Origin of the sequence: Paenibacillus sp. CCS19, from assembly GCF_033239625.1 — a bacterium.
In the GTDB taxonomy this organism is placed as follows: Bacteria; Bacillota; Bacilli; order Paenibacillales; family Paenibacillaceae; genus Paenibacillus_T.
Window position 1 is genome coordinate 1 of record NZ_BTCK01000013.1, and the last position, 17,786, is coordinate 17,786.

17 protein-coding genes are annotated in these 17,786 nt (G+C 52.5%); all 17 read left to right on the top strand.

Annotated elements, in window-relative coordinates; all coding sequences use genetic code 11:
- The first annotated feature begins 237 nt into the window (after positions 1-237).
- Positions 238-1,332, top strand: coding sequence for a PucR family transcriptional regulator (locus SBI19_RS11225; RefSeq protein ID WP_317968052.1), 1,095 nt, complete (start codon positions 238-240; stop codon positions 1,330-1,332).
- Positions 1,333-1,430: 98 nt separating this feature from the next.
- A complete protein-coding gene (locus tag SBI19_RS11230) occupies positions 1,431-2,552 on the top strand; it encodes an ABC transporter ATP-binding protein (RefSeq protein WP_317968054.1) in 1,122 nt (373 codons plus the stop codon).
- Positions 2,553-2,833: 281 nt separating this feature from the next.
- Positions 2,834-3,772 (top strand): HPr(Ser) kinase/phosphatase, encoded by a 939-nt coding sequence (gene hprK, locus SBI19_RS11235; protein WP_317968056.1) that lies wholly within the window; start codon positions 2,834-2,836, stop codon positions 3,770-3,772.
- Between the two features lie 72 nt (positions 3,773-3,844).
- Entirely contained in the window at positions 3,845-4,813 is a 969-nt protein-coding gene (lgt, locus tag SBI19_RS11240; RefSeq protein WP_483312275.1) for a prolipoprotein diacylglyceryl transferase, read from the top strand.
- Between the two features lie 133 nt (positions 4,814-4,946).
- Positions 4,947-5,567, top strand: coding sequence for an HAD-IA family hydrolase (locus SBI19_RS11245; protein ID WP_317968259.1), 621 nt, complete (start codon positions 4,947-4,949; stop codon positions 5,565-5,567).
- Between the two features lie 27 nt (positions 5,568-5,594).
- Positions 5,595-6,086 (top strand): acyltransferase, encoded by a 492-nt coding sequence (locus SBI19_RS11250; RefSeq protein WP_317968060.1) that lies wholly within the window; start codon positions 5,595-5,597, stop codon positions 6,084-6,086.
- A gap of 264 nt (positions 6,087-6,350) precedes the next feature.
- Positions 6,351-7,553: an ATP phosphoribosyltransferase regulatory subunit gene (locus tag SBI19_RS11255; protein WP_317968062.1), complete on the top strand. Its 1,203-nt coding sequence runs from the start codon at positions 6,351-6,353 to the stop codon at positions 7,551-7,553.
- A 29-nt stretch (positions 7,554-7,582) separates the two neighbouring features.
- Entirely contained in the window at positions 7,583-8,191 is a 609-nt protein-coding gene (gene hisG / locus SBI19_RS11260; protein WP_217490350.1) for an ATP phosphoribosyltransferase, read from the top strand.
- Between the two features lie 96 nt (positions 8,192-8,287).
- On the top strand, positions 8,288-9,577 hold the full coding sequence (gene hisD / locus SBI19_RS11265) for a histidinol dehydrogenase (protein ID WP_317968064.1): 1,290 nt from the start codon (positions 8,288-8,290) through the stop codon (positions 9,575-9,577).
- Positions 9,578-9,945: 368 nt separating this feature from the next.
- The gene (gene hisB / locus SBI19_RS11270; RefSeq protein ID WP_317968066.1) at positions 9,946-10,545 is read left to right on the top strand and encodes an imidazoleglycerol-phosphate dehydratase HisB; all 600 of its coding nucleotides are present in this window, start codon (positions 9,946-9,948) and stop codon (positions 10,543-10,545) included.
- Positions 10,546-10,548: 3 nt separating this feature from the next.
- Positions 10,549-11,163, top strand: a complete 615-nt coding sequence (gene hisH, locus SBI19_RS11275) for an imidazole glycerol phosphate synthase subunit HisH (protein ID WP_317968068.1) — start codon at positions 10,549-10,551, stop codon at positions 11,161-11,163.
- Between the two features lie 68 nt (positions 11,164-11,231).
- Positions 11,232-11,990 (top strand): imidazole glycerol phosphate synthase subunit HisF, encoded by a 759-nt coding sequence (gene hisF, locus SBI19_RS11280; RefSeq protein ID WP_317968070.1) that lies wholly within the window; start codon positions 11,232-11,234, stop codon positions 11,988-11,990.
- Complete coding sequence (gene hisIE, locus SBI19_RS11285) at positions 11,987-12,691, top strand: bifunctional phosphoribosyl-AMP cyclohydrolase/phosphoribosyl-ATP diphosphatase HisIE (protein ID WP_317968072.1); 705 nt, start codon at positions 11,987-11,989, stop codon at positions 12,689-12,691. The genes hisF and hisIE overlap by 4 nt, the downstream gene beginning before the upstream one ends.
- Before the next feature lie 102 nt (positions 12,692-12,793).
- On the top strand, positions 12,794-13,600 hold the full coding sequence (hisJ, locus tag SBI19_RS11290; RefSeq protein WP_317968074.1) for a histidinol-phosphatase HisJ: 807 nt from the start codon (positions 12,794-12,796) through the stop codon (positions 13,598-13,600).
- Between the two features lie 86 nt (positions 13,601-13,686).
- Entirely contained in the window at positions 13,687-14,637 is a 951-nt protein-coding gene (locus tag SBI19_RS11295; protein ID WP_317968076.1) for a ribose-phosphate diphosphokinase, read from the top strand.
- A gap of 135 nt (positions 14,638-14,772) precedes the next feature.
- The gene (locus tag SBI19_RS11300; protein WP_317968078.1) at positions 14,773-16,545 is read left to right on the top strand and encodes a tetratricopeptide repeat protein; all 1,773 of its coding nucleotides are present in this window, start codon (positions 14,773-14,775) and stop codon (positions 16,543-16,545) included.
- Between the two features lie 108 nt (positions 16,546-16,653).
- On the top strand, positions 16,654-17,601 hold the full coding sequence (gene trxB / locus SBI19_RS11305; protein ID WP_317968080.1) for a thioredoxin-disulfide reductase: 948 nt from the start codon (positions 16,654-16,656) through the stop codon (positions 17,599-17,601).
- Positions 17,602-17,786 lie beyond the last annotated feature (185 nt).

The following is a 17,786-nucleotide window of genomic DNA, read 5'->3' on the forward strand; positions in this document are numbered from 1 at the left end:
TGGTAGAGCACCTGACTTTTAATCAGGGTGTCGTAGGTTCGAGTCCTACATGGCTCACCATTTATTAAACAAACAAGTACCACAGACCACGGTCTGTGGTTTTTTTGTGTATAACAACAATTAAACATGTTCCCTAAAGTGGTTCTAGACCTCGAGCAGGCGTAGTTCTTTAGGATAGGTAGCAATTTATGTTACAATGTCCTAAAGAAAAAGGCTTTCATGGATAGGGGATAAGGAATGAGCATGTCGGATTGGGATCAGCTGCAGCACATTTTGAAATGCCCGATCATTGCTGATGATCTGCTCGTATCGGATCATCCGGAATGGACAAGCTTAGAGCCGGGAACGGTAATGATGGAGCAAGGCGACTCACTTAAAGTCGTCTGGCGTGTCGATTATCGTACATTACGCCAATTAACGATTAAACGCAGCACATGGACCGATACGGAGAAAGCATTGGTGCAGTGGGCGATAACACAGCAAGCGGGACAGGGCTTGGGAAGTACGTACGAGCTGGATAGTAAATCGGATATTGAACGAAAATCTCGTGCCTTAGGGGAATGGATCGTACAGCAGGCTGCTATTGGAGGTACGGAAACGGTACCTGGTAGTTTAGCTTCTGATGGGCGACTATATGCAGAAATGATTCCTTTCTTATTAGAAACGGATCAAGCAACTGAAGCCTCGGCTTTTAGCGATTTGCAGAAGCTTCTGGCATCTTTCTTAGATGAAGAAGTCATTGTCATCCCGCTCAAAACTCAGGAGTGGCTTGTTCTTGCGCCAGTATCGCTGATGCGAGATACGCTGGAGGAACGCGATGATCAGACCGATGTGCTGGAGGAGAGTTTAGTTTCTATAGGCTCTGGACTTCACGAGATGTTGGCTAGCGAGTGGATTGGCGAATGCCATTTAGCAGTCGGTCGACCGATGAAGCCGGTAAAGTCCATTGTGCAGACGGTCATACTGCTGCAGGAAACGATTGAGCTTGGACGGATTTATGACATGGGATCGAATATACATTTGCCTTGGAATATGCATTTGGAGCGGTTGCTTATTAGCATTCCGGAAAATGTACGGTTGCGCTATGTGGAGCAAGCATTCGGCAGGTCGGATGTATTCATGGAGCCGGAGACGTTGTCTACGCTGGAGACTTTCTTTGCATTGGATTGTAATGTCAGTGAAACAGCGAAGAAGCTGTTTATTCATCGGAATACATTGTTGTACCGATTAGATAAGCTCAAGCAGGAATCGGGACTTGATGTTCGCGTATTCCGGGACGCAGTTTTGATGAAGATCATTTTGCTATTGTACAAAGTTACGAAAAGGACCTAAATTTTTTGTAAGGAATGTGCATAGTCATATGGGATGCACTGAGTTAATATAGAAACATAACGAAACGAATCATATAATTGTTTAGGGGGAAATGACTCATGGCAGGCGTACGCTTAGAGCATGTGTACAAAAAGTATCCAGGTTCCGATCTCGCATCCGTTAAAGATATCAATCTCGACATTAAGGATAAAGAATTCCTCGTACTCGTCGGCCCATCGGGTTGCGGTAAATCGACGACGCTTCGGATGATTGCCGGCCTTGAAGAAATTTCCGAAGGTAAACTGTTCATCGGCGACCGTCTGGTGAATGACGTTGCACCTAAAGATCGCGACATCGCGATGGTATTCCAATCCTACGCCCTGTACCCACACATGAACGTGTACCAAAACATGGCGTTTGGTCTGAAACTTCGTAAATTCAAAAAAGCAGACATCGACAAACGCGTTCGTGAAGCTGCTAAAATTCTCGATATCGAGCACTTGCTCGACCGTAAACCTAAGGCTCTGTCCGGTGGTCAACGTCAGCGTGTAGCACTCGGCCGTGCTATCGTTCGTGAACCACAAGTATTCTTGATGGACGAACCGCTTTCCAACTTGGACGCTAAACTCCGTGGTCAAATGCGCGCGGAAATCTCCAAACTGGCTAAACGTCTTGAAACGACTGTTATCTACGTAACACATGACCAGGTCGAAGCAATGACGATGGGTGACCGTATCGTTGTTATGAAAGACGGTATCATCCAACAAGCAGCTTCTCCTGAAGAGCTGTACAACCACCCAACGAACATCTTCGTTGCAGGCTTTATCGGCGCTCCTTCGATGAACTTCATCACGGGCAACCTGAATGACAAAGGCGGCGAGCTTCGCTTCAAAGCTGATGGCATCGACGTTGTTATTCCAGAAGGCAAAGCTAAAGTTCTTCGTGACAAAGGCTATGCTAACAAAGAGGTTGTTCTTGGTATTCGTCCAGACGATTTCCACGAAGAGCCAGTATTCATGGAAGCTTCGCCAAACACAATCGTTTCGGCTCATATCGACGTTGCTGAGAACCTCGGCCACGAGATGATCCTCTACCTGAACGGTATTGGTACGCAAGCGGTAACGGCGCGTGTAGACGGTCGTTCGACGCTTCGTGAAGGCCAAAACGTTAAACTCGCACTCGACATGAACAAAGCTCATGTATTCGATAAAGAGTCCGAACTGAACGTATTCGAGAACTAATCGATTCGTAATAGATGAACAGCCTCTGAGCTCACAGCTCGGAGGTTTTTTTTTGTTATACTAAACCGTTTGCCTGCTGGTATGTCTAAATGGAATTCAACGGGTAAGAACCGCCAGAAGCCTTATCGTGTGAGCATGCTGAAGATGAAACTGCTTTAGAGGCAGCGGCGATACAAGGCGATGGAAACTTCGATAAAGATGAAACGGGCTAAACATTGCGTTTGGCCCGTTTTTCATTTACGATGAAGACATTGGAAAAACGGCAATGGGAGGCAGCAGTGATGGCCAAAAAGGTGAAAGTATCGGAACTCGTTCAACAGTTCCAGCTTGAGATTTTGTCCGGCGAGGAAGGGCTGCGCCGTACGATAACGACAGATGACCTGTATCGACCAGGTCTTGAGATGGCAGGTTATTTTCATTACCATCCGCGTGAGCGGGTGCAAATACTCGGCAAGACGGAGCTGACATTCCTTCAGACGCTTAGTGCGCAATCACGTTCGGAGCGGATGGAGAGGTTGTGCAATGATGAAGCGCCATGCATCATTATTACACGCGGTCTAGAAGCGCCGCTTGAATTGCTAGAGCAGTCTAAACTCGCGGATGTACCTGTTCTGCGAAGCGGTATGGCGACAACGATACTACAAAGCCGTGTAACGAACTTCTTGGAGCGTAAGCTTGCACCAACTGCAACGATTCACGGTGTACTGGTCGACGTATATGGTATTGGCATGCTTATTACGGGCGGCAGCGGTATCGGTAAGAGTGAGACGGCGCTTGAGCTTGTGAAGCGCGGTCACCGATTAGTCGCCGATGATGCAGTCGAGATCAGGCAGACGTCTGATAATCAGCTGCATGGTTCCGCACCGGAACTCATTCGTCATTTGCTCGAAATTCGTGGTCTCGGCATTATTAACGTTATGACATTGTTCGGAGCAGGCGCAATTCGCAACAACAAACGGATTGAGCTTGTTATTCGACTCGAGAACTGGCAGCCGGACAAGCAGTATGATCGTCTTGGTCTGGATGAGGAAACGACTCGCATTATTGATACAGATGTTCCGCTCGTTACGGTTCCTGTACGACCAGGCCGCAACTTAGCGGTTATTATTGAAGTCGCAGCGATGAATTACCGTTTGAAACGGATGGGTTATAATGCTGCATTGCAATTCACGAACAAGCTGACAGAGACGATCGCTGACGATATGGACGATTATGAATGATGAACGAAGCCGGCTCGCTCGAGCCGGTCTATTGTATGACAAATCGTATAAAGGAGACTCGGCCCTATCATGTTGGAAACGCTTCGTCTTAATCCAATAGCATTTGACCTTGGACCGATTACGGTACACTGGTACGGTATCATCCTAGGCATGGGGGCGCTGGTTGGCCTGCTGCTCGCCGTACAAGAAGGCAAACGGTTCGGCATTACCCCAGATTTCTTCATGGATCTGCTGCTCCTTGGCGTGCCGTCGGCTGTCATCGCTGCACGGATTTATTATGTAGCATTCGAATGGAACCGCTATAAGAACGATTTCTTCTCCGTCTTCAAAATATGGGAAGGCGGTATCGCGATCTACGGCGCGTTAATCGGCGCTTTCGTATGCGGCATTATCTATGCGCGTCAGAAGGGTTACAACTTCCTGCGCATTGCCGATATTTGCGCACCATCGCTTATCGCTGGTCAATTGATTGGCCGTTGGGGCAACTTCGTCAATCAGGAAGCTTATGGCGGTCCTGTCGAGGAATCGTTCCTGCGGGACAAGCTTCATCTGCCGGGCTGGATTGTGGATCAGATGAATGTGGAAGGCATCTTCCACCACCCGACGTTCCTGTATGAGTCGCTCTGGAATGTGGTCGGCATTATTATTCTGTTCGTTCTTCGCCGCCAGAAGTTTCTGCGCGCCGGCGAGCTGCTGTGCACGTACTTCTTCTGGTACGCACTCGGCCGTTTCTATATTGAAGCATTGCGCACGGACAGCTTGGCGTTCTCCGGTCCAGACTGGCTCGCATCGTTCATGAACGGATTGTGGACACCGATGGAGTGGATGGGCTTCCAGCAAGGTTACTTGAACATTGCAGTAGAAGGCAATGTACGTGTGTCGCAGCTCGTTAGTGTTATTCTGCTGCTCGCAGCGGTCGTCTTCGTAGTTGTAAGACGTGTAACGATCTCGAATCCGGTTCATTATCTCGATCCGCTCGTGTCCAGCAAGCAGAAGGCTTCGGATAACAAGAGCGGATCATCGGATATTGCGAATAGTTAATGAGCAGCTCCTGAGTGGAGCGTTGCATTGAAGGAACACAATCGGCTCCGTCTGCTCAGCCATCGATTGGCTGGCGGCGGAGCCGATTAAGCAGGAAGGGGATTTTGGTTTGACACAGCAGCAAATTAAGACCATGTTATTCGATTTGGACGGTACGGTGCTCGACACGAACGAGTTGATTATTCAATCTTTTATCCATGCGCTGGATGGGATTGTTGAACCGGGCTTCGGCGCGGAGCACATTATTCCTTCCATGGGATTGCCGCTCGTTGATCAACTGCGGCAGTTTTCTGGCAGAGAAGATGTAGCAGAACTGCTGGTCAAATATCGCGAATTCAATTTACGTGTGCATGACGATTACGTACAGGCCTTCCCGTATGTGAATGAAGTGCTGAAGACGCTGCATGAACGCGGCATCCAGATGGGCGTTGTAACGACCAAGATGCGCCTTACAACGGAGCGGGGGCTGACGTTCGTTGGCATTCGAGACTATATGAGCAGCATCGTATCGATCGATGATGTGAAGAATGCGAAGCCGCATCCTGAGCCTGTGCTTCGTGCGCTTGAAGAGCTAGGGGCCGACCCGGCCACTACGATGATGGTAGGGGACAGCGCGGTCGATATGGAATCGGCTGCAGCAGCTGGCGCCATCCCTGTTGGTGTTGCTTGGTCGCTGAAGGGAGAACAGAAGCTCCGCGTAAGCGGTGCGCAGCATATTATTCACGACATGCGGGATTTACTAAAGTTCGTCTAACCAACGTCTAACGGGAGCGGGTACTTGATGGGACGTAACGTTGAACGATTCAAGATGGTAGGCCCAAATGCGCTGTGGCAGGTTTATCGTACGGTGAGCCGGTTCAAAGCGGTACGCAATTTCATAGCGATTCAAATCGCGCGTTACTGTCCTTCTCTACCGGTGAAAAATGCGATTTATCGCCATGTGCTTGGCATGAAGGTGGGGCGCGAGACGGCGTTCGCGCTGATGGTGATGGTCGATGTATTTTTCCCGGAGAAGATTGAAGTCGGTGACAACTGCATTATTGGGTATAATTCCACGCTGCTCACGCATGAGTATCTCATCGGCGAATATCGGACAGGCAAGATCGTCATCGGCAACAGCGTTATGATCGGGGCGAACACGACAGTGCTGCCCGGTGTTACGATTGGCGACGGGGCAGTTGTTGCAGCAGGCTCGGTGGTGCACCGGGATGTGCCCGCAGGCGCTTTCGTAGGCGGTAATCCTATGCAGGAGTTACGCAGATCAGGTCAATAATGAAGGCCAGACTCCCTTGTGGAGCTGGTCTTTTCTCATGCATTCGACAGCGTGTGATGTCCCTTGACGGGTACGTCAGATCATGGTACGATTACGACTAATCCTTTGTTTTGGTAGTATGGTAACATGGTATCGCTTTAACGCACTAAATCAACATTAAACGAAATGCATTATTGGATGCAACAACATGAGAAGAACGATGGAACAAAACATAGAGCAATCATCAAGCCATCCATATAACTATCGCTAAGAAGGTGAATCCGTATGTCGAAACCTAAAGTGTTTGAGAAACCGATCGGGGTCAAAGATTATTTGCCGCACGCTGTTGCGAAGCTGCGCCGGATTGAGCGTCAGACGCTCGAGTGCATGAACCGTTGGGGTTATGAGCAGATCATCACGCCAACGATGGAGTTCTACGATACGGTCGGCGTAGCGAGCTCTACATCCGATCAGAAGCTGTTCAAGCTGCTTAATAATCGCGGCACGACGCTCGTACTGCGTTCGGATATGACGGCGCCAATCGCGCGCGTTGTATCGTCATTGTTGAAAGAAACGGCATTCCCGCTGCGTCTGTCGTACCATGCGAACGTCTTCCGCGCGATTGAGGAAGAAGCGGGCCGCGATGCGGAATTTTTCCAAACAGGCGTGGAGCTTGTTGGGGATCCATCGGCTGAAGCGGATGCTGAAGTTGTCGCACTGGCGATTGCATCGCTTAAAGCAGCAGGCGTTGAACGGTTCAAAATCGCAATTGGTCACGTCGGTTTCTTGAACGGTCTGTTCGAGGAGACGCTGCCGGGCCGCCCTGAGGCGCAGGAAGCGCTGAAAGCTTGCCTGCTCGGCCGCGACTATGTCGGCTATCGTGAGCTGCTGCGCAGCCTGTCGCTGGCGGAGCCGGTATTGAAGGAGCTCGAAGGCATTCTTCGTCTGCGCGGCGGACAAGAAATTTGCAATCAAGCGCTGCAGCTGAGCGGTACAGAAACGGCAAAGGCGTCCATTCAGCATCTGTGCGAGATTTGGGATGTGCTGAAGGCGTATGGCGTATGCGAGAATGTGTTGATCGACCTGACGATGATCGGCGATTTCTCCTATTATACGGGTATGACGTTCGAAGGTTATGCGGCGGATCTCGGATTCCCAGTCGTAAGCGGCGGCCGTTATGACAATCTGCTTACGCAGTTCGGACGTCCAGCACCGGCTACAGGCTTCGCGATCAAGACGACGCGGGTGCTCGAGCTGCTTGATGGTGTAGAAGAAGCACAGCCGGAGCGTGTACTGATTAGCTATGATACTAATGGCCGCGCGGCAGCGCTTGAGGAAGCGCAGCGTCTTCGTTCGGAAGGCGTCATCGTGGTTACGGAGCGGGTAGAAGCAGGACAGCAAGTTACGAATTCTGCTGACAGAGACGGATATGCTAAATTTATCTCGTTTGTCGGATCGCAGGGAACGAAGGGAGAGCAATCGAAGTGAGCGGACAGCAGGAGATTTTGAAGGTGGCAATGCCGAAGGGCCGGATCTATAAACAGGCATCGAAGCTGTTCCGTGAAGCGGGACTGCCGATTCCAGTCGATTTTGACGATTCGCGTAAGCTTATTATTGAAGTGCCTGATGCGAAGATGGAATTCATTATGGCGAAGCCGGTCGACGTGCCTACTTATGTAGAGTACGGCGTAGCAGATATCGGTATCGTCGGCAAAGACGTATTGATGGAAGAAAATAAAGACGTCTATGAGCTGCTCGATCTTGGCATCGCGAAATGCCGGATGTCCGTTATCGGACTGCCGGACTGGAAGCCGGTTATTAATCCACGTGTCGCTACGAAATATCCGAACGTGGCATCGCAATATTTTCGCGAGTTGGGTCAGCAGGTAGAGGTCATTAAGTTGAACGGTTCGATCGAGCTGGCGCCGCTGATCGGTCTCGCGGACCGCATTGTCGATATGGTCGAAACAGGCCAAACGCTGAAGGAGAACGGTCTCGTGGAGATGGAATCGATCTTCGGCATTACGAGCCGCCTCATTGCAAACCGAGTGAGCTATCGGATGAAGAACGAGCCGATTCAGAAGTTGTGTGATCTGCTGCAGCAGACGCTTGCGGCACGAGTGTAACGAACGGATAATAGAAGGCTTATTCGGCGGGCGGCTTGGCGGTTCAGGACCAGAGCTGCCCTTCCGAGTAGGCGTAGTCATTGGGGGATGGAAACGATGCGGATTATGCGTGCAGAGCAGTTCAACATTGACCGTCAGGTCGAATACGGCACTCCGGAGCAAAATGAAGCGGTCAAATCGATCGTCGAAGCGATTCGTACCGAAGGTGACGCAGCGCTGCTGCGGCTGACGGAACAGTTCGACCGCGTGAAACTGGAAGCATCCTCGCTTCGCGTAACTGAAGCAGAAATTCAAGCAGCGTACGATAAGGTCGACGCTGATTTTCTCGTTGCGATCCGTGAAGCGGCGGTAAACGTACGGACGTTCCATGAGAAGCAAATGCGCAATTCGTGGATCGACATGCAGCCGGACGGAACGATGCTCGGTCAAGTGCTGCGTCCACTCAAGCGTGTCGGCGTGTATGTGCCAGGCGGCAAAGCGGCATATCCTTCGTCGGTATTGATGAACGTTATTCCAGCTCAAGTAGCAGGCGTACCTGAGATCGTCATGGTAACGCCGCCGTCAACAGGCGGTCAAGAAGGCATTAACCCGTACATTCTAGTCGCAGCAGCGGAAGCTGGCGTGAAAGAAATGTATCGGGTCGGCGGGGCGCAGGCTGTAGCGGCATTGGCCTACGGTACGGAATCGATCGCGCCAGTCGACAAGATTACAGGTCCAGGCAACATCTACGTGGCACTCGCTAAGCGTGCGGTATTCGGTGTCGTCGACATCGACAGCATCGCCGGACCGAGTGAAATCGCAGTGCTTGCCGATGACTCGGCAGACGCTTCTTATGTAGCGGCTGACCTGCTCTCGCAAGCGGAGCATGATGAGATGGCGTCAGCCGTGCTTGTCACAGCTTCGGAGCAGCTCGCTGAAGCGGTTGCCGCTGAAGTGGAGCGCCAGCTCGCATTGCTGCCGCGCGAAGCGATCGCGCGCAGCTCGATCGACAACTACGGCGCGGTACTGCTCGTCGACTCGCTCGACGCGGGCATCGACGTCATCAACCGCATGGCGCCGGAGCACTTGGAGGTGCTCACGGCGGACCCTATGGCACTTCTCGCGCGCATCGAGAACGCTGGGGCCATCTTCTTGGGACCATACAGCTCGGAGCCAGTAGGCGACTACTTCGCAGGCCCGAACCACATCTTGCCGACGAACGGCACGGCTCGCTTCTCGTCGCCGGTTAACGTGGACGACTTCTTCAAGAAGTCGAGCTTGATCTACTACAGCAAAGAGGCTCTTCTCGCGAGCGGCGACAAAATCATGACGCTCGCCCGCCACGAAGGCCTCGAAGGCCATGCCCGCGCCATCGAAATCCGACTGGAAAAAGAGGGCGGCAAGTAAGAGGAAGTACGTTGCTGTTCGTCCGAACGTGGCAGGTATAAGAAGAATCGTTGCAGTCCGCGCAGTACCTTCAGGCGCTTCCGCGCGGCGAGCTATGCGGGCCAAGCGGACCCATCCTATATAAAAAGTGCTGAGCTGGACGTATGCACCACCGCGAACAAGAGCGGAGAGTGCCGGAATCACTCTGGAGAAGCGGAGTGTTCGCCTTTGTCACTCGGATTGTTACCATATCTGAATCTATAAGTTCAGAACAATCCGAGGACAACAGCGATCGGAAGAGTGATCCGCGCTCGGAGCGGGCTAGAACTCAAACATAATGTTTTATCTTTTCTCTTCACACCTATCAAACCAAAGTGAGGTCAAACAATATGTCCGAAATCGTACAACGCGCAGCCGACGTGGCGCGCAAAACCAACGAAACCGATATCAAACTCGCCTTCAACGTCGACGGCAGCGGTCAAGTAAATCTCGAAACTGACGTGCCTTTCCTCAACCATATGCTCGACCTGTTCGCGAAGCACGGCCAGTTCGATTTGACGGTCGACGCTCGCGGCGACGTGGACATCGACGATCACCACACCGTCGAAGACATCGGCATCTGCCTCGGCCAGACGCTGGCGAAGGCACTTGGCGACAAGCGCGGCATCAAACGTTATGCAAGTGTATTCGTACCGATGGACGAAGCGCTGGCGCAGGTTGTAGTCGACTTGAGCAACCGTCCGCATTTTGAATACCGCGCACAATATCCTTCCCAGCAAGTCGGCAGCTTCTCAACTGAGCTTGTAGAAGAGTTCCTCTGGAAGTTCGCGCTTGAAGCGCGTGTGACGCTGCATGTTATCGTTCACTATGGCAAGAACACGCACCACATGATCGAGGCCGTCTTCAAAGCGCTTGGACGCGCACTGGACGAAGCAACTAGCATTGATCCACGCGTACAAGGAGTGCCTTCGACGAAAGGGGTGCTGTAACCGATGATCGCCATTATCGATTATGGCATGGGCAACCTGCACAGCGTTAGCAAAGCAGTCGAACGGCTAGGCCTCGACTTCAGCATTACGGCTGATCCCGCTGCGATTCTCGCGGCGGACGGCGCGATTCTGCCAGGCGTCGGCGCTTTCGGCGACGCGATGGACAATCTGCGCGAGACGGGGCTGGACGAAGTAACGAAGCAATTCGTTGCGACGGGCAAGCCGCTACTCGGCATCTGCCTCGGCATGCAGCTGTTGTTCAGCGAGAGTGAGGAGTACGGCAATCATAAAGGTCTGGATCTGCTGCCGGGCCGCGTCGTTCGTTTCCAAGGCGACTACAAAGTGCCGCATATGGGCTGGAACAAGCTGTCGTTCCGTCAGTCTTCGCCGATGTTCGATGGACTTGATGAAGGACATGTGTACTTCGTCCACTCGTACCACGTAAAGCCAGAGCTTGAGAGCGACCTGCTCGCAACCGTTGACTACTATCAGCAAGTAACAGCAATCGTCGGACGCAATAATGTGTACGGCATGCAGTTCCACCCAGAGAAAAGCAGCGATCTCGGCATGCAACTGCTTGGCAACTTTCTGAAGCTGGCTGTGAAAGCATCCGAGTAAGCATAAGAACGATTAGCGCATAATGCATTGATTACAATAGAGAATCCGTTAGGGGAGGAGAGATCAGCATGTTGGCCAAAAGAATTATTCCGTGCCTCGACGTAAAAGACGGCCGCGTAGTAAAAGGAGTTAACTTCGTTAACCTTCGCGACGCTGGCGATCCCGTAGAGCTCGCTGCAACGTATGACCGCGAAGGCGCCGATGAGCTCGTGTTCCTCGACATCTCGGCTTCCGTCGAAGGGCGGGCAACGATGGTTGAGGTCGTCAAGCGGACGGCTGGCGAGATTACGATTCCTTTCACCGTGGGCGGCGGCATCTCGCATGTCGACGATATGAAACGGCTGCTGCGCGCAGGCGCGGACAAAATCGGCATCAATACGGCGGCGATCCGCAACCCGCAGCTTATCGCGGACGGTGCGCGCAAGTTCGGCTCGCAATGCATCGTCGTAGCAATCGACGCGAAGTTCAACCCAGAGTGGGGCGAATGGGAAGTGTTCACGCACGGCGGACGCAACGGAACGGGCATTAAAGCGCTGGAGTGGGTACGCGAAGCGGAGCGGCTCGGTGCAGGCGAGATTCTGTTGACAAGCATGGATGCGGACGGAACGAAGGACGGCTTCGACGTGAAGCTGACTAGAGCGGTATCGGAGCTGGTGAGCATTCCGGTCATCGCATCAGGCGGAGCGGGACGTGTTGAGCACTTCCACGATGTGTTCGCAGAAGGCAAAGCGGATGCTGGCCTTGCGGCCACTATTTTCCACTATAAAGAAATGACGATTCAAGAAGTGAAGGACGATTTGCGGCGCAAGGGAGTGGAAGTGCGATGAGCGACAACACGAATGCGGCAGTAGTGCCATACGAAGAGCTCCAACAGAAGATCAAGTGGGATAAGGACGGTCTTGTAGCTGCAATTGTGCAGGACGCCGTTAGCAAAGAGGTCGTTATGCTGGCGTACATGAACGCGGAATCGCTCAAGCTGTCGATCGAGAGCGGCGAGACGTGGTTCTGGAGCCGTTCGCGCAGCGAGCTGTGGCACAAGGGTGCAACCAGCGGTCATACGCAGCCAATCCGTTCGATCCATTATGACTGTGATGCAGACACCTTGCTCGTACGCGTCGACCAGAACGGTGCAGCGTGCCATACGGGCCGCTACTCCTGCTTCTTCAACCCGATCGTCGAAGAGGCGCCGGCAGCAGAGAACGATGCAGCAAGCGGCGACCGTTTCCGCATGCTTAACGAGCTCGAAGCGATTATTTCGAAGCGCTACGCGGAACGACCAGAGGGTGCTTACACGACGTACCTGTTCGAGAAGGGTCTGGACAAAATCCTCAAGAAATTCGGCGAAGAATCGATCGAAGTCATCATTGCGGCAAAGAACGGCGACAATGACGAGCTGCGCAGCGAAACGAGCGACATGCTGTTCCACTTGATGGTGCTGCTTCGCGAACGCGGCGTTTCGCTCGATGAGGTTATGGCTGAGCTCGGAAAGCGCCATAACAAACCAACCACGAACAAAATGAATCGATAATAGAGGTAGTTCAAAAAGTCCTTCTTGGTGCTGAAAACCGAACTTTTTGAACCGATTAATCAAGCTCGAACGTATGAAAGCACGGAAGGGGAAACCGAGCATATGCTAATCGATTACCATACGCATCATGAACGGTGCGGCCATGCGGTCGGCAAGCTGGAGGAGTATATCCAGCAGGGCATTGCGATCGGCTTGCAGCAAATCGGCGTGTCGGACCATATGCCGCTTTTGCACGTCAATCCAGATGAGTACTACCCGGAGATGGCGATGCCGATGGATGAACTGCCTCGCTATGTCGAGGAAGCGTTCTCGCTGAAGGACAAGTACAAAGGCCGGATCGATGTCCGCGTCGGCTTGGAAGGCGATTATATCGAAGGTTCGGAAGAACAGATCGAGACGATCGTGAACGCGTATCCGTGGGACTATGTGATCGGATCGGTTCATTTTCTAGGAACATGGGATATTACAGACTTCCGCCAGACGCATGGATGGGAAGGCCGCGATCCGATGCAAGTGTACGAGCAGTATTATGACGCGGTTATCAAGGCGGCGAATACAGGCTTCTATGACTACATCGGTCACATCGACGTCATCAAGCGTTTCGGCTTCAAGCCGGCAGGCGATGTCACCCATCTGGAGAACGCTGCGCTTGAGGCTGTGCGCCTGAACGACCTGGCAATCGAGTTGAACGCATCGGGGCTGCGGCATGCATGCGCGGAGATGTTCCCAGGCAAACGGATGCTGGATTATGCAAGAAAGTTGGACATTCCGATTACGATCGGTTCGGATGCTCATCAACCCGCTAGATTGGCCGAATACTTGGATCAAGCGCGAGCGCGGCTGAAAGAAGCAGGTTTTACACAGCTAGCGACGTTTGAGCGCCGAATTAGAACAATGGTCGATTTTTGAATTCTGCTGTAATCGATGTATAATGAATATTGTCGAACAAGCAGTGTACGTAAAATTTTAGTGGTTCAAACGCTCAGGAGGGTATCATGTTAAGCGACAAGTTGCGTATTTTTTCGGGTTCCTCGAACCCGAAATTGGCCGAGAAGATTGCGGAGGAGCTAGGGCTCAAGCTCGGTGCCATCAAGCTGTCCCGGTTCAAAGGCGGCGAGATCTATGTCAACTACGAAGAAGGGATCCGGAACTGTGACGTATTTCTAGTACAGTCACTTTCGCATCCGATCAACGACCATTTCGTCGAGCTGCTCATTATGATTGATGCAGCGAAGCGGGCTTCCGCTCGGACGATCAATGTCATCATGCCGCATTACGGCTATGCGCGCCAAGAGCGCAAAGCTGCACCGCGGGAGCCGATCTCGGCCAAGATGGTTGCGGACGTGCTGACGACGGTTGGCGCTCATCGCGTTGTGACGATCGATCTGCATGCACCGGCGATTCAAGGCTTCTTCAACATCCCGGTTGATCATCTGACGGCGCTCGACCTAATCAGCAACTACCTGAAACAGAAACAAATCACCAACCCAATCGTTGTTTCGCCGGATGCAGGCCGGGCATCGACTGCGGAAATGCTGGCTAACTACCTGGACTGCCCATTCGCGATGATGATCAAGAAGCGTCCAGCGCATAACGAGTCCGTCATTACGCACGTTATCGGGGATGTAGAAGGCAGAACGCCAATCATTATCGAAGATTTGATCGATACTGGCAGCACGATTATTAACGTTGTCGAAGGACTGAAGGAACGCGGCGCGGAAGATGTATACGTCTGCGCAACGCATCCATTATTCTCCGGCAATGCCCTGCAGCGTTTGGATCATCCGAATATTAAAGAGGTCGTAGTAACGGACTCGATCGCCCTTCCGGCGCATCGTCCAGAGCGTTACCGCGTACTGTCCGTCGCGCCGATGCTGGCGGAAGCAACTCGCATCATTATTCAGGGCGGATCGATTAGCACCCTGTTCAAAAACGCTGGCGTATAAGCCGGCTACCAGCCGAAAAATCGCGGGTCGCTTCGTGCGCTCGCGATTTTTCCGCTTTTTCCAGCCTGTAAGGATAGGCGGGGCTATGATATAATCGTACCAACATTAGACGACTACGGGAGGTGCCTTGCATTTATGACTAAGAAGCAGCGTGCGGCGGTTTCAGGCAGGCTAGCAAAAATTATACCCATCCAATGGGACGCGACGTACTTCTTCGAGCGGGCTGTTCGTTCGCTGGATCGTTATCATTATGACAAGGCACTGAAAAACTTTCGCCGCGCAGCGCAGTTTGAGCCTGAAAATCCAGTGAACCACTGCAATATGGCCGGCATTCTATCAGAGCTTGGCAATTACGAGGAATCGAATCAGATTCTCAAATGGATCATAGACGAGCTTGACCCTACGATGACCGAATGCCACTTCTATATGGCGAACAACTATGCCAACATGGAAATGTACGAGGCCGCAGAGGATTCGCTAGTCCAGTACTTGGAGGAAGACGACGAAGGGCATTTCATCGATGAAGCAGAAGAAATGATGGAACTGCTGACATTCGAACTGGCTCGTCCGACGAAGCAGGCGAATGTGAAGTCGCTTGGCGGCATGCGGGAGCATGATCGTGCGAGGATGCTTCTGGAGGAAGGCAAGTTCGCGCAAGCGGTCAAAGTACTTGAAGACGTTGTTCAGCGTTACGAGGACTTCTCATCCGCACGTAATAATCTCGCACTGGCCTATTACTATATGGGGCAATTCGACAAGGCGATGTCGACGATTCTCAAAGTGCTCGAGCTTGATGAAGGCAACCTTCATGCGCTCTGCAATCTGGCAATCTTCTATCAGCATATGGGTGAGCGGGAGAAACTGACGGAATTGCTTAAACTTCTTCGTAAAACGTTTCCGTTTCATCAGGAGCATGCGTTCAAGCTGGCAACGACGCTCGGCATATTAGGTGAACATGAGGGAGCCTATCGACAGTTCGTTCGATTACTCCGCACAGGCAGTTCTGGCGAGGCCAGCGTGTATCACTATGCCGCTGTCGCAGCTTGCCAGACAGGTCGATATGCAGATGCAGAGCGTCTGTGGCAGCAGTGCCGCAGCCATGATCCACAGTCAGAAGTAGCGCCTTATTACCTGGACTATCTCTCGGGAGTCCGTGCAAGCGGCGGCCAGCCGGCGCCGATCAGCTATCATTATCATCTGCCCTTCGAAGAGCAAATGAAGCTGTGGGAGCGGCTGCCTGGTGAAATTGTGCCCGAACGGTTTAAGAAAGATCCGCTTGTGCGCTCTTCCTTCTTCTGGGCGCTGCGTCATGGCGATCGGCAGACGAAGCTGCAAGTCATTCAAGCGCTTGGCATTATTGGCGATGACGAAGTGAAGGAAGCGCTGCGTGCATTCATGAACGAAGCGGGCGAGGAAGACGACCTGAAGCGAATTGCGCTGCTCGTGCTCCGCTCGCTGGGTGAGACGACACCGATTGAAGCGGTGATCGGCAACGAATCGACCGTCATCGAACCGCAGCAAATGCCGACACGTCTGCCTGTCTGGGAAGCAAGCTGGCAGGCTATACTGGATGACGCGCTTACCCGCATGCGGACAACGGGTTATGATCTAGTTCAGCAGCATGACTTGCTGACGTTGTGGATAGATTTCTTGTCGCGGCTGTATCCGGATGTGCCGAAGTTCGGGAAGGTGCAGGGCTGGGCTGCTGCGCTCGAATATTGGACGGCGAAGATGCACAGCCGTACGATATCGTTCGAGGAAGTGGCCCGCAAGTACGAGACAACGGCAGCGACGGTGAGCCGACATGCGAAGCGAATTGACGACGTATGCGGCATCCGTGAGAAAATGCGTTCAACGAACGCACTGCTGCAAACGCATCGTATCGACATGAATAATGAACATGATTGATGCGTCCCCGGCAAGGGTATTCTAAAGGGCAATAGCATCTTATACAGGGCTGCTTGCACGCTTGATACAAGCGGCAGGCGGCCCTGCAGTCGATCAGGAGGGCATACTATGTACAAATCCATTATTATCGGAACAGGTCCATCGGGACTGACGGCTGCCATCTATCTGGCGCGCGCGAACATGAAGCCGCTAGTAATTGAAGGACCGGAGCCAGGCGGACAATTGACGACAACGACGGAAGTCGAGAACTTCCCAGGCTTCCCGGAAGGCATTATGGGACCTGACTTGATGGCGAATATGCGGAGGCAAGCGGAGCGTTTCGGCGCTGAATTCCGGACAGGCTGGGTCAACAGCGTGGACCTGTCACAACGTCCTTTCAAACTGCAAGTCGAAGGCCAAGGAGAGCTGGTGGCAGAGACGCTCATCATCTCTACTGGCGCATCGGCCAAATATATCGGAATTCCAGGCGAGAAGGACAACGTTGGACGCGGTGTCAGCACTTGCGCAACCTGCGACGGCTTCTTCTTCCGCGGGAAGAAAATTATCGTAGTCGGCGGCGGCGACTCGGCGATGGAAGAGGCAAACTTCTTGACGCGCTTCGCAACGGAAGTAGAGCTTGTGCATCGCCGTGATGAGCTTCGGGCTTCGAAGATCATGCAGGATCGTGCACGCGAGAATGAGAAAATCAACTGGAGTCTGAATAAGACTCCTATCGAAGTTGTCGCGAACGGCATGGGCGTTACCGCGCTCAAGGTACGCGACAATGCAACAGGCGAAGAGGAGCTGCTTGAGACGAGCGGCATCTTCGTAGCCATCGGACACACGCCGAACACGGGCTTCCTTGGTGGACAGGTCGATACGGACGAGCACGGCTACATTAAAGTAAAACCGGGCACGACGGAGACGAATGTTCCAGGTGTATTCGCTTGCGGCGACGTGCAGGATACGAAGTACCGCCAGGCGATCACAGCAGCGGGAAGCGGCTGTATGGCCGCGCTTGAAGCCGAGAAGTACCTGGACGGACACATTACCCAGGACTGGAGCGTTTCGCTGTAATTGATTTCAAGCTATAGACGTCCTTCTTGCTCAAAATGCAGGAAGGGCGTTTTTGGTTAACAATGTGTCTAGTAATATCAATTAATGATTAGCGATTTTTAATCTATCTACTATATAGCCCAAGTCTTGGATGCATCACAGCTCGATAGGGCACGCGACTCCTATTACCTGAGTATGCGATAGCG

Excerpts from the sequence above, each read along its gene's own strand:
- SBI19_RS11225 (WP_317968052.1), top strand. The coding sequence starts at position 238 with ATGAGCATGTCGGATTGGGATCAGCTGCAGCACATTTTGAAATGCCCG.
- SBI19_RS11230 (WP_317968054.1), top strand. The coding sequence starts at position 1,431 with ATGGCAGGCGTACGCTTAGAGCATGTGTACAAAAAGTATCCAGGTTCC.
- hprK (WP_317968056.1), top strand. The coding sequence starts at position 2,834 with ATGGCCAAAAAGGTGAAAGTATCGGAACTCGTTCAACAGTTCCAGCTT.
- SBI19_RS11245 (WP_317968259.1), top strand. The coding sequence starts at position 4,947 with ATGTTATTCGATTTGGACGGTACGGTGCTCGACACGAACGAGTTGATT.
- SBI19_RS11250 (WP_317968060.1), top strand. The coding sequence starts at position 5,595 with ATGGGACGTAACGTTGAACGATTCAAGATGGTAGGCCCAAATGCGCTG.
- SBI19_RS11255 (WP_317968062.1), top strand. The coding sequence starts at position 6,351 with ATGTCGAAACCTAAAGTGTTTGAGAAACCGATCGGGGTCAAAGATTAT.
- hisG (WP_217490350.1), top strand. The coding sequence starts at position 7,583 with ATGCCGAAGGGCCGGATCTATAAACAGGCATCGAAGCTGTTCCGTGAA.
- hisD (WP_317968064.1), top strand. The coding sequence starts at position 8,288 with ATGCGGATTATGCGTGCAGAGCAGTTCAACATTGACCGTCAGGTCGAA.
- hisB (WP_317968066.1), top strand. The coding sequence starts at position 9,946 with ATGTCCGAAATCGTACAACGCGCAGCCGACGTGGCGCGCAAAACCAAC.
- hisH (WP_317968068.1), top strand. The coding sequence starts at position 10,549 with ATGATCGCCATTATCGATTATGGCATGGGCAACCTGCACAGCGTTAGC.
- hisF (WP_317968070.1), top strand. The coding sequence starts at position 11,232 with ATGTTGGCCAAAAGAATTATTCCGTGCCTCGACGTAAAAGACGGCCGC.
- hisIE (WP_317968072.1), top strand. The coding sequence starts at position 11,987 with ATGAGCGACAACACGAATGCGGCAGTAGTGCCATACGAAGAGCTCCAA.
- hisJ (WP_317968074.1), top strand. The coding sequence starts at position 12,794 with ATGCTAATCGATTACCATACGCATCATGAACGGTGCGGCCATGCGGTC.
- SBI19_RS11295 (WP_317968076.1), top strand. The coding sequence starts at position 13,687 with ATGTTAAGCGACAAGTTGCGTATTTTTTCGGGTTCCTCGAACCCGAAA.
- SBI19_RS11300 (WP_317968078.1), top strand. The coding sequence starts at position 14,773 with ATGACTAAGAAGCAGCGTGCGGCGGTTTCAGGCAGGCTAGCAAAAATT.
- trxB (WP_317968080.1), top strand. The coding sequence starts at position 16,654 with ATGTACAAATCCATTATTATCGGAACAGGTCCATCGGGACTGACGGCT.